12 protein-coding genes are annotated in these 12,441 nt (G+C 42.9%); 6 read left to right on the plus strand and 6 right to left on the minus strand.

Annotated elements, in window-relative coordinates; genetic code table 11:
* Positions 1-173 precede the first annotated feature (173 nt).
* Together AC0L6H_RS04550 and AC0L6H_RS04555 are read left to right on the plus strand one after the other, a co-directional pair.
* Positions 174-866, plus strand: a complete 693-nt coding sequence (locus tag AC0L6H_RS04550; RefSeq protein WP_473392870.1) for a choice-of-anchor E domain-containing protein — start codon at positions 174-176, stop codon at positions 864-866.
* A 308-nt stretch (positions 867-1,174) separates the two neighbouring features.
* Positions 1,175-2,935, plus strand: coding sequence for a putative Ig domain-containing protein (locus AC0L6H_RS04555; protein ID WP_473392871.1), 1,761 nt, complete (start codon positions 1,175-1,177; stop codon positions 2,933-2,935).
* 124 nt (positions 2,936-3,059) lie between these two features.
* On the opposite strand, the gene AC0L6H_RS04560 is transcribed toward AC0L6H_RS04555, so the two are convergent.
* Positions 3,060-3,941, minus strand: coding sequence for a LytTR family DNA-binding domain-containing protein (locus tag AC0L6H_RS04560; protein WP_473392872.1), 882 nt, complete (start codon positions 3,939-3,941; stop codon positions 3,060-3,062).
* Between the two features lie 149 nt (positions 3,942-4,090).
* Here AC0L6H_RS04560 and AC0L6H_RS04565 point away from each other — a divergent pair, with 149 nt between their 5' ends.
* Positions 4,091-5,341: an acyltransferase family protein gene (locus AC0L6H_RS04565; protein ID WP_473392873.1), complete on the plus strand. Its 1,251-nt coding sequence runs from the start codon at positions 4,091-4,093 to the stop codon at positions 5,339-5,341.
* Positions 5,342-5,359: 18 nt separating this feature from the next.
* Here the strand turns inward: AC0L6H_RS04565 and slmA are convergent, their stop codons facing one another.
* Together slmA and coaBC are read right to left on the minus strand one after the other, a co-directional pair.
* The gene (slmA, locus tag AC0L6H_RS04570; RefSeq protein ID WP_473392874.1) at positions 5,360-5,950 is read right to left on the minus strand and encodes a nucleoid occlusion factor SlmA; all 591 of its coding nucleotides are present in this window, start codon (positions 5,948-5,950) and stop codon (positions 5,360-5,362) included.
* An 88-nt stretch (positions 5,951-6,038) separates the two neighbouring features.
* On the minus strand, positions 6,039-7,250 hold the full coding sequence (gene coaBC, locus AC0L6H_RS04575) for a bifunctional phosphopantothenoylcysteine decarboxylase/phosphopantothenate--cysteine ligase CoaBC (protein ID WP_473392875.1): 1,212 nt from the start codon (positions 7,248-7,250) through the stop codon (positions 6,039-6,041).
* Between the two features lie 74 nt (positions 7,251-7,324).
* Here coaBC and radC point away from each other — a divergent pair, with 74 nt between their 5' ends.
* The 3 genes from radC (at position 7,325) to rpmG (ending at position 8,665) form a co-directional block, all read left to right on the plus strand.
* A complete protein-coding gene (radC, locus tag AC0L6H_RS04580) occupies positions 7,325-7,999 on the plus strand; it encodes a RadC family protein (protein ID WP_473392876.1) in 675 nt (224 codons plus the stop codon).
* A gap of 262 nt (positions 8,000-8,261) precedes the next feature.
* Positions 8,262-8,498: a 50S ribosomal protein L28 gene (rpmB, locus tag AC0L6H_RS04585; protein ID WP_473392878.1), complete on the plus strand. Its 237-nt coding sequence runs from the start codon at positions 8,262-8,264 to the stop codon at positions 8,496-8,498.
* An 11-nt stretch (positions 8,499-8,509) separates the two neighbouring features.
* Positions 8,510-8,665: a 50S ribosomal protein L33 gene (gene rpmG / locus AC0L6H_RS04590; protein WP_006008015.1), complete on the plus strand. Its 156-nt coding sequence runs from the start codon at positions 8,510-8,512 to the stop codon at positions 8,663-8,665.
* A gap of 156 nt (positions 8,666-8,821) precedes the next feature.
* Here rpmG and AC0L6H_RS04595 read toward each other — a convergent pair whose 3' ends face one another.
* From AC0L6H_RS04595 to AC0L6H_RS04605, 3 genes are read right to left on the minus strand one after another with little or no spacing between them, the layout of a single operon-like run.
* The gene (locus AC0L6H_RS04595) at positions 8,822-10,672 is read right to left on the minus strand and encodes an amidohydrolase family protein (protein ID WP_473392879.1); all 1,851 of its coding nucleotides are present in this window, start codon (positions 10,670-10,672) and stop codon (positions 8,822-8,824) included.
* A gap of 22 nt (positions 10,673-10,694) precedes the next feature.
* Positions 10,695-11,435, minus strand: a complete 741-nt coding sequence (locus tag AC0L6H_RS04600; RefSeq protein ID WP_473392880.1) for an ABC transporter permease — start codon at positions 11,433-11,435, stop codon at positions 10,695-10,697.
* The gene (locus AC0L6H_RS04605) at positions 11,435-12,370 is read right to left on the minus strand and encodes an ABC transporter ATP-binding protein (protein ID WP_473392882.1); all 936 of its coding nucleotides are present in this window, start codon (positions 12,368-12,370) and stop codon (positions 11,435-11,437) included. Before AC0L6H_RS04605 ends, AC0L6H_RS04600 begins: the two co-directional genes overlap by 1 nt.
* Positions 12,371-12,441 lie beyond the last annotated feature (71 nt).

The following is a 12,441-nucleotide window of genomic DNA, read 5'->3' on the forward strand; positions in this document are numbered from 1 at the left end:
CTTTTTTTACAGTTTAAATTTATAAGCAAAATGGATAGGTTTATATAACTGAAAAACAAAGAAGTTTATTGATGGCTCAGTTCTTGCTTCACTACCTGTGATTAATAAGGATGAATAGACGTATTTATTCGTATTATTCTTAATAATTAACTTAAATTTGAAGGAAATTCACGATGTTAAAGAAAATTTTATGTGGCGCTTCACTATTATGTGCAGCGGGATTCTCAAACGCAGCTGTTATTACTGAAACGTTTACTGTAGCTCCTACAGTAACTAACTTCTCTAATTCTAGCGTACAAGTAGCTAAGTTCGATACTATGGGCGGAAACCTTGTTCTTAACTCAGTAACATTTACTATTGCTGGCACAGTTGATGGTATCGCTGAAGTAGAAAGCAGAGACGCACAACCAGCAACAGTTGTTGCTACATTGTCAGCTGAACTAACATTGTTAGACAGCATGATGAACACTTTAGTAGTAACTATTCCAACTGTTAGTGACTCGTTCAATGCATCTGCATATGACGGCACTGATGACTTTGGTGGTACTTCTGGTTTCACATTTGCTGATTTAGATGGTTCTCAAACTAACTCTGCAACATTTGCTGATATGGGCACTTTAGCTACATACAGTGGTAGTGCTGGTGACATGATTAACTTCACATTCAATGCAAGCGCTACTAGCGTTGCAACGGGTGCAGGTAACTTGTTATCTTCATTCACTACTCAAGCTGGTGGACTAATCACTGTAGCTTATGACTACACAGATATGACTCCTCCTCCAGTACCTGTATCTGCTCCTGCTCACGTAGCTCTTTTAGGCCTAGGTCTTTTAGCGTTTGCTGGCGTAAGAAAATCACGTAAGTAGTAATTTTCTAAGTGAAATAATCACTCCCCAATCGCCGTCTTGCACGGCGATTTTTTTATATTAAGCACTATTAACACGATCACTTCTAAGCAAGTTTAGTCTTTAACTTCTATTGTTTTTGTACTCACAAACAAACTCAAGCACTTTTATAAAGTGTAGCCAACCTGCCTTGTAAAAATCCCTTTGGGCGTTTTTACATTGTTGTATGCCCACATCTGTATACATTGTCCTTAAGTAAATTAAATGTAAACACTTCGTTAGCTAAAAAGGATTAACGATCAAATCAATTAACAAAAGGATAGGTCATAATGTTTTTACAAAACAAGCGTGCGTTTAAACGCACTTTACTCGTCAGTATGGTCGCAATGCTCGCAACAGGTTGCGGCAGCGGAAGTAACGATGATAGCGATGACACGGTTGATACCAATGCCGCGCCAGTCATTACGTCAAGCGGTGTTGTCGCCTCTACTGAAGGCGCAGCTTATAGTTATACTTTAGCTGCCAGTGATGCCGACAATGACTCTCTAACACTAAGCGCAACGACTTTACCCGCATGGTTGACCTTCGACGCAGGCACGGGCGTTCTTTCGGGCACGCCAGCAAGCACTGATGTTGGCGATCACAGTGTTGTACTGAGTGTAACTGACGGCACGGCGCCAGCAGTTACACAGTCTTTTACCATTACGGTAGCCGGTGCTGTAGTGGCTAACTCTGCTCCAACCGTGACTAGTACAGCACTAACCGCTGCGACAGTTGGCGTTGACTACAGTTATACCTTAACCGCAAATGACGCAGACGGTGATACATTGAGTTTATCGTCGGTAACGCTTCCTGCTTGGGGTGCTTTTGATACGGTTACCGGGATTTTATCGGGCACACCCGACATTGTGGGTGATTACCCGGTGGATTTAGTCGTTAGTGATGGTGAAGATACTGTCAATGACACCTTTACAATTACCGTCGCCGATGCCGCTGCTATGACCGTTGAGCTTATTGTCTTTGAAAATGCGGCAGTAGCAGCGTGGAATACATGGATAAACGATGGCGGCTCAGTAGAGCTATATACTGATGACGCAGCACACGACCAAACTACCCGATTCCAATTAACCGCACCTAGTGTTGCTGGTTTTAGTGCGCGCGCTAGTGAAAACGACAATGGCGTTGCCTATGACGCTTCGTCTATCGTTTCTACCGGCATGGTACAATTTGAATTAAAAATGCTCGCTGCACCCACAGCTGGTGTTGTTGATTGGAAGTTGAAAATAGAATCTAGTGTACCGGCAAATGCCGTTGAAGTGAGCCTGTCAAGTGCTACTGAAGGCCACGCTACTCCTGTGCAAGACGTATGGCAAACTTATACTTTCCCTCTCTCTGCTCTTAATTCGGCTGGTTCACTAAATATGAGCGATATCGCTTTGTTTATGGTCTTCCCTAATTACAACGATGCTCCTGGGGCAGATTATTTAATCGATAATTTCAAAATCATTAATGACCCTTCTGCTGGCGGGAATAACGGTGGAAGTAATGCGAGCGATTCAACGTCGGGTGGTGACCTAATTGTAAATGTAACCAATGGTATTAATTTTGAAGGCACCGAAGCACAACAGTCAAGCTGGACTGCTTTTGAAAATGGTCCTGATTCTCCAGCCTTGGAATTTGTTGCCAACCCAAGTATGGTCGGTAATACGACTGCGCAAGTAGCAAAACTTAGCTTAGTTGCTGCAGGGCCTAACTTTGGCAAGTTTGCAGGCGCGGTAACGCGAACTGTGCAAGAATTTGCTTTAAGTGCCGACACTGCCATTGTGAAGATTTGGGTCTACAAAGACAAAATAAGCCCTGTCGGAGTTAAGTTTGAAAGACAAAGAGGCGATGGCTACGGTGCCCACCCAGAAAGAACGGCAACGAATACTAAAATCAATGAATGGGAACAGTTAACTATCGACTTTACCGACGATATTGGACTTCCAGAGAATCTAGCGATTAGTGGTATTGCCATTTTCCCTGATATGGTTGATGGTCGTACTGACACAGTAGTATATTTCGATGAAATAACCTTTACTAGCAACTAATATGTTAAGGTGCCTGCAGGCTCGTAAGGGCTTGTTTTAAAATGTAAAAAAGGATTGTCGGCATAGCCTACAATCCTTTTTTTGCTATCGCAGTTTTCGCGATATATAAATATATTAGCACTGACTATAACTGCGCTATTGATGCTTCAAGCTCTGATTTATAACGTCTTGACAGACGAATAACTTTGCCCGATAACATTGCTATTTCGGCATCACCAGTGCTTAAGCTTTCAATAAAGTCGACCTTATTAACATTCACTGCGAATGATTTGTGCACGCGCACAAAGCCAAACTGTTTACTCTTCTTCATAAAATCGTTCATGGTAATGCGCATTGGAAAAAGCGCATCCTTAATGTGCAGGTTAGCGTAATTCCCGCAGGCTTCGACCCATTCAATATCAGCGGTTTTTACTAAGAATTCTTTACCCAACTTTTTAACCAGCAATATATTGGCGAGCGGTTCTAAGGGCGTCTGCTCAAAATCGCTGGTTTCTTCAGGCAGTGATTTTGCGTCTCCAAGCCACTGGGCTATAACATATCGGTATACCGCAATCATGACGACAAAAAACACAAAGCTCCATAAGTCTTTGCGTAATTCATAGAGTATTTCGAACAAATATTGCCATATGCCGCTAGCGAATTGATAAGTACTCGCGGTCGGCAAATAAAAGAGTTCGCGTAATACTACCATCAAGAAGATATGCAGTGCGCCATAGGTGAACGCTGCAACTACGTAGCCTACGATACTTCGAACATTCGCCTGCCAGTTCCAAGGAAAGTGACGCATAAATCCTGCGATCAGGGGGATTAAACAAAGTGTTGCGAATGCGCTAGAATACTCCCAAATAAAAGGTTCCCACGCTTGAAAAGAGGACTCTGTTTCTCTAGCCTCTTCCATCAGCACAGTTGTCGCGTTAATACCAGCATTTATACTGAAATAAACACAAAGAGCTAGTGCTTCATAGCTTGTTTTGTGTAGTTGAAAATGCGCTTTAGAAAACTCCATTATAAATAGTAAACCTTTCGTCCCTTGTATTCGCCGCTTATCACTTATTTAAATAAATTCAATCACTTAAATAAGTTTGCTGATGCTCGGCATGTCATTATGAATTCCTAATATATCGCACTTTGTGTAGTTTAAGAAATAGGAATTAGATGATGTTATTAAAGCAGCCAAATAATACTGCAAGCGTAAACGCAAGACTTGATTGCATTGATTGGTTGCGCGTAATTGCGATTGTTGTGCTAGTGTTTTATCACACCGCTATGGTGTATGTGCCCGATTGGAGCTTTCATTATAAACATCCACTTGCGAATGACTTCCTTAAGTCCCTGATGTTGTTGAGTTCACCTTGGCGCATGGGTCTGTTATGGCTAGTGTCGGGAATGGCTTTAGCGTATATGTGCCAAGGCCAAAATATTTTTGCGTTAGTGCTTAAACGTAGTAATCAAATCTTACTTCCCTTAACCATAGGGGTCTTATTTATCGTGCCTTTTCAACTATTTGCCGAAATGAAACAAGCAGGTGATATGCCTCTGGGTTTATTTGACTTCTTTTATGCACTTTACGTTGAGCCTAAGGCCTACTTTATTGACTATACTTCAGGAATTTGGCAGCGCTTTGATGTAAATCATTTGTGGTTCCTGCGCGCTTTGTGGCGTTTTAGTCTTGTGCTTATCATACTCTCGCCTGTGCTCAACTCTCACTTTTCAGCGCGTATTATTTTGTGCTGTGCTAAGCAAATTTTCGTTTTATTGGCTTTGCTGATTGTGCCTATTGTCTCAATTGAATATTGGGTACAAGGAGAAGCGCAAAGAGAATACTATGGTTGTGTGTTACTAGTATTTGGTTTTTGTTTTGCTCGCCAAGTCTCATTTTGGCAATGCATCGTTGCCCACAGCAAATTACTTTGTGTGATGGCTATTACCGCTATGCTTTTGCTGCAGATTGGTTTTGTCACGATATGGCAAAATGGCTTACATCACCAAAGTACGGTGTTGACCATACTGATAGAATCTATTTATGTAAGTAATAAAATACTGCCTTTGCTCGCTGTACTTGCACTTGCCTACCGGTTTTTAAATAAACCAAATAAACACATAAAAAGGCTCAATCCTTATGTATTCCCACTTTACATTGTGCACCAAAGTGTAATTATCATAATCGCTTTTATCGCCAGCAACAGCACTTTTCCTCTTCTCAATGAACCCCAGTACCAAATATGGTTAAACTTGCTGCTAACGCCGGTGGCATGTGCATTGTTGCTGTTGCTGATTGCGCAATTGGATATACTACGGGTATGCTTTGGCATGCGCCCGAGGCATAACCAAGACCCTTACAAAGGCTGGAAAGTAAAGCTTGGTGTGTTTAGCCTTTGCTTGCCTATGATTGTTCGGCTCATTTAGTGCTAATAGTTGCGCTAGTTATGCAAGATAATGCAGGCGAATGTGCGCCCAGTGCTCAGTAAATTGTTGAGTTGGACGGCGCTGAAATTGACTTCTTACATATTGGTTAATTTTGCCGTCTACAAAGCAAATAAGCATATTGGCTAGTAGGGCTTCGTCAACGATCGCGTCTTTACCTTCGCGCAACTTGCGTTCCCGTAATATTTGTTTTATTTGGACTTCTAAGCGATCAAATAACTGCGCGATACGCTCGCGTAAACGTTCTTGCTCACCCATGAGTGCATCACCATTAAGAATTCGGGTAATCCCTGGGTTTTTTTCTGCAAAACCTAAAATAAGATGCAAAATTAGTTGAACACGATTGGCAACGTCTTTTTCATCGCTAGTGATTTTATTGATACGTGAAAAAAGCGTTTCTTCGATGAAATCAATCAAGCCTTCAAACATTCTCGCTTTACTAGGAAAATGCCTATATAACGCGGCTTCAGATACACCAACTGTTTCAGCTAACTTAGCCGTTGTAATTCGCTGACCATGATGGGTTTCAAGCATTCCGGCAAGTGCTTGCAGAATTTGCGCTTTGCGATTCGGTTTTTTAGGTGCTGGCATGATAAAAGTCTTCTTATTATATTGATTGAAGCTGGCTTTTTAGGGAGCCTTTAATAGATATTAGATACTATTTAACGATAACAACTAGCTAGCTACTACGGTATTGCTCATGCACTAATTTCATCAGCTCCAACGCGAGCAATTCTTTAGTGTTTGGGGCCAAATGCTGTGTTTTATTCTGAGACAAAACTATAAGCGCGTTTCGATCAGAATTAAAGCCTAATTCTGTATTTGATACATCATTTGCCGCAATCATGTTCAATTTTTTCTTTTCTAGCTTTGCTTTTGCATAAGATTCAACGTGTTGCGTTTCTGCAGCAAAACCAACGGTAAATGGCGGATTTTCCAAAAAAGCCACGCTTTTTAGTATATCTGGGTTTTGCGTTAAGGATAAAGTGATATCTTCACTTTGTTTCTTAAGTTTGTGCTCACTTACCTTGTTGAGCTTATAATCTGCGACCGCTGCACAAGCAATAAAAATATCCTGCTCGGCAATACCTGAGTGTACCGCGTTTAGCATATCTTGTGCACTAATTACATTGATGCGCTCGACGTTTTTCGGCGTCTCTAATGACACAGGTCCAGCAACCAAGGTCACCTTGGCACCTAAGCGCTGAGCGGCTTTAGCAATGGCAAAGCCCATTTTCCCAGAACTGTGATTACTAATATACCGCACTGGATCTATTTCTTCTCTCGTAGGACCTGCGGTAATCATTATGTTGGTATTTGCAAAAAGTGCTTCAGATGCGCCGTTGTTTTGGGCGAAGTCGGCAATCGCGTCGGCAAGTTCTTGGGGTTCAAGCATACGGCCATAGCCTAAATCGCCACAAGCTTGTTCGCCAGCGGCTGGGCCTAATAATGTGGCTCCTCGTGAGCGCAAAGTCTCTACATTCTGAGTCGTGGCAGGGGCTGCCCACATCTGCTGATTCATCGCCGGCGCGATAAATAGAGGGGCAGAGCTTGCTAATGCAAGTGTTGTTAGCAAATCATCAGCAAGTCCATGTGCTAGTTTAGCAATCGTATTTGCAGTTGCTGGCGCGACTAAAAAGTAATCAGCCCAACGAGCGAGCTCAATATGGCCCATGCCGGCTTCGGCGTCTTCATCTAGTAGGTGAGTGCTCACTTTGTTACCAGAAACCGCTTGCAAAGACAAACTACTTACAAAATGAGTGGCAGATTCGGTAAGCACAACTCTTACATTAGCACCTTTTGCGCTTAGTTTACGCACAAGGTCGGGGGTTTTATATGCCGCGATTCCGCCGCTTACACCCAATAAAACGTTCTTTTGTTCAAGTTGCATATAGGCCACAAATGAAGGTTAATAAACAAAATCTAATACCGTTATTAAACCATTGTTAACCAAGGAATGGAAACATGAAAATTCAAGATTGGCCTTTACATGAGCGTCCACGAGAAAAACTGCTTCAATTTGGCGCCCACACGCTGTCTGATGCTGAACTACTGGCGATACTTATTAACACCGGCACCAAGGGGAGCTCTGCTGTAGAACTTGCGCGGATGGCGATCAATCAATTTGGTGGGGTGCAATCGTTATTGTTTGCATCTAAACCTCGATTTACCAAAATACCGGGCCTCGGCCACGCCAAGTATGCTTTGCTTCAAGCTTGCATCGAATTATTCAAACGCGGCATGGCCGAGAAACTGGCACAACAAAGCAGTTTTACCAGCGCTGATTGCGCGTCAACCTATCTGCGAGCGCAGCTGAGCAAAAATAAACGTGAAGTTTTTGCGATGTTGTTGTTAGACAGTCAACACCAATTAATCGCTTACCGAGAAATGTTTAAGGGCACTATAAATGCCGCTGCGGTCTATCCGCGCGAACTCATAAAACAAGCAATGGATGACAACGCAGCTGCTGTTATACTCGCGCACAATCACCCAAGTGGCGTTGCCGAACCTTCTCAAGCAGACATTCAGATTACACAACGCATAAAGCAGGCTTTTGCGCTTGTCGATGTAGCGGTGCTCGATCATTTTGTGATAGGTCATTCTCATGCAGTATCGTTTGCTCAGCGGGGTTTATTGTAATAAATAAAACATCTGTCATCGCATAGAGATTTGCACTCAAAAACGCAAAAAAACATTATATTCGCTTATTCGTATATGCTGGTATAATAAGAAGGATTTTGCGCACAAGTACAACAAATCAAAATAGTTGTGCCTTTTTGATCGAAATTGTTTGTATTTTATCCTTGTTTCCTGTATAAAATGCGCCCTCTTAATTAACCACGTTTAACCGCAAAACTGCTTGCAGATGTTAAACGGTACAACAGTTGTTCTGGAGACTAAAATGTCTAAAGTATGTATAGTAACGGGTAAGCGCCCTATGGTTGGTAACAACCGTTCGCACGCTAGAAACTCGACCCGTCGTCGTTTTTTACCAAACCTTCACACTCATCGTTTTTGGGTTGAAAGCGAAGGCCGTTTCGTTAAGCTTCGTTTATCTACTAAAGGTATGCGTATTATTGATAAGAAGGGTATTGATTCAGTATTGACTGACATCCGTGCTCGTGGCGAGAAAATCTAAGGAATCTGATCATGCGTGATAAAATCAAATTAGTGTCATCTGCGGGTACCGGTTTTTACTACACCACAGACAAAAACAAACGTAACATGCCTGGCAAAATGGAGATCAAAAAGTTTGATCCAAAAATTCGCCAGCACGTGATGTTCAAAGAAGCTAAAATCAAGTAATTGATAATCAAGTAATTTGCGAGTTTGCGGGTTTATTTGATTTGTCTCCACATCTGCCTGCAACATGGCTTGCTTTGTACTTGTAAAGCACTTGCTTCTAATAAGCATTAAAAAACCCAGCTACTCGCTGGGTTTTTTGTGTTTGTTATTAATGTATTATTCTACTTTTACATTATCTAAATAAAATACAAATTCTCCAAGGCCCGGGCCTGCAACAAAAGCAAAGCCTGACACTGCGTTTAGATCTAAGCCCGCTAGAGCAGATAAAGGAATCGACAGCGTTTGCCATTCGTTGCCAACGGTAAATGTGTGACTTGGCGGTATACCGGCATTGTTTGCACTAAAGCCCATCAGCCTGTATTCGCCTGGCGTTCCCTTCACTTCAAAGGTCAATTGTTTGAATGAGGATAAATTCTTACCTTCAATGGGCGGGGTAAAATCGCCCACGGCAGCGCCTGACCAAGGGTAGGGAAAGCCTGCATTGACCGAGGCATTCACTTTTAATACGCTTGCATTGCTTGGCATCGTTACAACCTCGATGCTAGCGCGAGACTTTCCATTTGCCATACTGTCGTCAGAATGACTCCACATAAAGCCGTCAAATGTGGCTAAGCCACTGGCACTGCTATGGTCTTGACTGAAGTCCCCTAATAGGGAGTCTTTGATTGTTTCGCCAGTTTGCTTGCTAGTATCGAGTTCTCGTTCAAGCGCAAAGCCATTTTTATACACCGACTTAATATTATATAACGCGCTTATATCTTTGCTTGGATCCCCGTTAAGCAAGACTAAATCGGCGCGCTCTCCAACAGCTATGCGTCCTCTTCCAGTCAAGTTAAATAAACGCGCTGTTTCGCTTGTGGCAGCAGCTAAAGCCTGAATAGGGGATAGGCCAGCCTCTACTAGTAAATTCGTCTCGTGAAGCGCGCTGATGCCATAGGCAGTGCCAGGATTAGGTGCATCGGAGCCTGATAGAATTGGCACCCCCGCGCTAAAGAACCGTTTTACGTTTTGTTTAGCAATGTCAAAACTAAAGCCAGGTATTTCTGCGCCAAAGTCCGAGCTTAAGGTTGATATTTGCTGTGATGATAAATACGCGGCAATTTCTTCATTGTTGATTAAGCCCCGGCTTAATGCCTTGTTATCGGCTGATGCAACGACCGCGAGGGTAGGAATAATAAAAATCTTTCGCTGTTTTGCTAAAGAGAGTAATTCGTCGCTTACTAATTTATCAGCAAAGACGTGCACAAGGCCATCTATCCCGTCTTCAATCATATCCTGAGCTGCTTTATGGGTTGAGATATGCGCCAATACTTGCATGTCTTGAGCATGCGCTTGCGTAATCACTTCTTTGGCTAATTCTCGGCTTAAGCTAGGCATATAGTTCTGATAAGGCATGTAAACCAACTTAATGTAATCAACCCCAGCTTGTTTGCGCTTGCCAACCCAAGAAGCTACATCTTCAAGCTTCTCAATTGTATCGATTGCAAAGCCATATTGAGTACCATGGCCGCCATCAACTGTGGCTAAGGTGCCTGAACTAAATAAATCGGCCTGCCCACTACGCGCAAGGGACTCTCTTTTTTTCGTCGTTTCGACAAGATTATCTTCGGCGCTAAACATATCAAGGTGCGTAGTCACACCAAAGCGAAGTGCGTCGCTTAAGCCATTGCCATAGGTATGTGTGTGGGCATCTATTATGCCCGGTATTAGGGTCAATCCTGTTGCATCAATGTTGGTATAAGCAGATTGCTTACTGGTCACTGAGTTTTGCTTGCTAGAAATACTTTCTATTTTTCCTTTTGTTACGACAAGTGTCTGTTTACTCAATATTTTTTTACCATCAAATATATTTACGTTAGTAAATATATAGTTATTAGAAGCTGAATCGTGATTGACTTCAGCGCTGTCTTCTTGTGCTGTTTGATCTGGTGTGGGTAGCACCATTACTATGGTTACAAGGCTAATGCCAACAATGGCCGTTGCGATTAAAAAAATGTATCGAATCATATTGTTACTCCTGTAAAAAGGCTTAAGCGTTACGCTGTTTTGTCCATGCAAGCGCAGTTGCGCCTAATAAAACAAGCGTCATTATCGCGATGGCTATAAGGTTATAAGTGATGTCACGGTCACCGGGTGCGCCCGATATACTCAAGGCAATTTCACTCAAATGATAGGTGGGTAAGAACTGCGCAAAGCTTTGCATGGCCGCGGGGAATACCATGATGGGTATCCACAAACCCCCTAAGGCCGAAAACGCTAAGAAAATGACATTCGAGATTGCGACCGCAGCATTGCCATTACACAAAAAGCCAATACACAAACCAATTAATATGAAGGGGAAAGTAGCTAATACATGTGTAAGCAGCAATAAAGCCCATGTTTGCCTTGGTAGCGCAACATCTGCCGCAAAACCAGCTACGCAATAAATAATCGCAACTGAAATGCTCGCGAATAATATGGTAGAGCATACTTTGGCACCAATGTAGCTAAAGCCGCGGCTTGGGGCTGCTCGTTTTAGCGCTAACCAACCTTTGTCACGTTCGTTAGCAACCGATATACCAAAACCAAAAACAGCGGGTCCGAGAACGGCAAACACACCATAAGTAGCCAAAAGGTAGCCCGCAGTGGAGCCATTATTAGGCAATACAATGGCGAACAAGGCATAAAACGCGACTGGCATGCCTAGCGTTGGAAAGATGAATTCAGGTGCGCGCAGTGCTTTTAAAATTTCGGCGCCCGCTTCTAAACTGAAAGACTTTAATACATTCATTATTTTGTTTCTCCTAGTTCAGGCTTCGCGCTAGACGCCGGCGCAGTCAGTTCGCTAAATATATCTTCTAGCTTGGGTTGATGTACGTTTAGGTCGCTTAAACTAGGGTCTAACGCAAGTAGTTCAAACAGCGTCTTATTTACATCGCTTGTGCGCAGCTCGCTAAAACGTCCAGACATTGTTAATGCACTCACCCCAGGTAGCGCTTTTAAACGTTCTTTGCTTACTTGTGTTTGGCAGCGCAAAATCGAGCCACTTACCTCTTTATGGATATCTTCTGGCGTGGCGTTAGCCACAATTTTGCCTGCATTCATTACCATTATTCGGTCAGCAAGACTATCGGCCTCTTCTAAATAGTGGGTCGTTAGCACAATGGTTTTGCCTTTGTTAGCAAAGTCGCGAATAACAGACCACAAGTTGCGTCTGGCGTCGATATCGAGGCCGGTGGTGGGTTCGTCTAAAAAGATAAGTTGCGGGTTGCCAACAACCGCTAAGGCAAATTGCGCTCTGCGTTTTTGCCCGCCCGACAATTTTTTATAAGCCTTGTGTGCAAAGCTGCCTAGGCCACACATATCAATGGTTTCAGCGAGCGAAAATGGTTTGGGATAATAGCTTGCAAACAGTTGTATATGTTCTTTGACGGTGAGTAAGTCGGGCAGGTCTGCATCTTGTAGAATAACGCCCGTTTGTTGCTTAGCCGCCAGTGAGCCAGGTTTGTGCCCCATGGTTTGTAAGTAGCCTGAAGAGATGTTTTCTAAACCTAATGCACACTTTATGAGTGAGGTTTTGCCAGCGCCATTTTGTCCTAAAATAGCATAAACGCCCGAACTGCTTATATCCAAATCTACACCACTAATAGCTTCGAGCTTGCCGTAAGACTTTGTTAAGTCTTTGGCAACAAGTCTTGTTGTGCCTTCATTCGTGTGTTTATTCACGATTATTTTTCCTTACTTTGTGGATCTTGTGTTGTATCTTTCAATAAAGCGGCTTTTTTGCCAAGTGACAA

Source organism: Glaciecola sp. G7-5 (assembly GCF_055808975.1).

Bases quoted from the DNA above. Each gene is read 5' to 3' on its own strand.
- AC0L6H_RS04600 (WP_473392880.1), bottom strand. From the start codon at position 11,435: ATGAATGTATTAAAGTCTTTCAGTTTAGAAGCGGGCGCCGAAATTTTA.
- rpmG (WP_006008015.1), top strand. From the start codon at position 8,510: ATGCGTGATAAAATCAAATTAGTGTCATCTGCGGGTACCGGTTTTTAC.
- AC0L6H_RS04560 (WP_473392872.1), bottom strand. From the start codon at position 3,941: ATGGAGTTTTCTAAAGCGCATTTTCAACTACACAAAACAAGCTATGAA.
- AC0L6H_RS04550 (WP_473392870.1), top strand. From the start codon at position 174: ATGTTAAAGAAAATTTTATGTGGCGCTTCACTATTATGTGCAGCGGGA.
- AC0L6H_RS04565 (WP_473392873.1), top strand. From the start codon at position 4,091: ATGATGTTATTAAAGCAGCCAAATAATACTGCAAGCGTAAACGCAAGA.
- rpmB (WP_473392878.1), top strand. From the start codon at position 8,262: ATGTCTAAAGTATGTATAGTAACGGGTAAGCGCCCTATGGTTGGTAAC.
- coaBC (WP_473392875.1), bottom strand. From the start codon at position 7,250: ATGCAACTTGAACAAAAGAACGTTTTATTGGGTGTAAGCGGCGGAATC.
- AC0L6H_RS04595 (WP_473392879.1), bottom strand. From the start codon at position 10,672: ATGATTCGATACATTTTTTTAATCGCAACGGCCATTGTTGGCATTAGC.
- slmA (WP_473392874.1), bottom strand. From the start codon at position 5,950: ATGCCAGCACCTAAAAAACCGAATCGCAAAGCGCAAATTCTGCAAGCA.
- radC (WP_473392876.1), top strand. From the start codon at position 7,325: ATGAAAATTCAAGATTGGCCTTTACATGAGCGTCCACGAGAAAAACTG.
- AC0L6H_RS04555 (WP_473392871.1), top strand. From the start codon at position 1,175: ATGTTTTTACAAAACAAGCGTGCGTTTAAACGCACTTTACTCGTCAGT.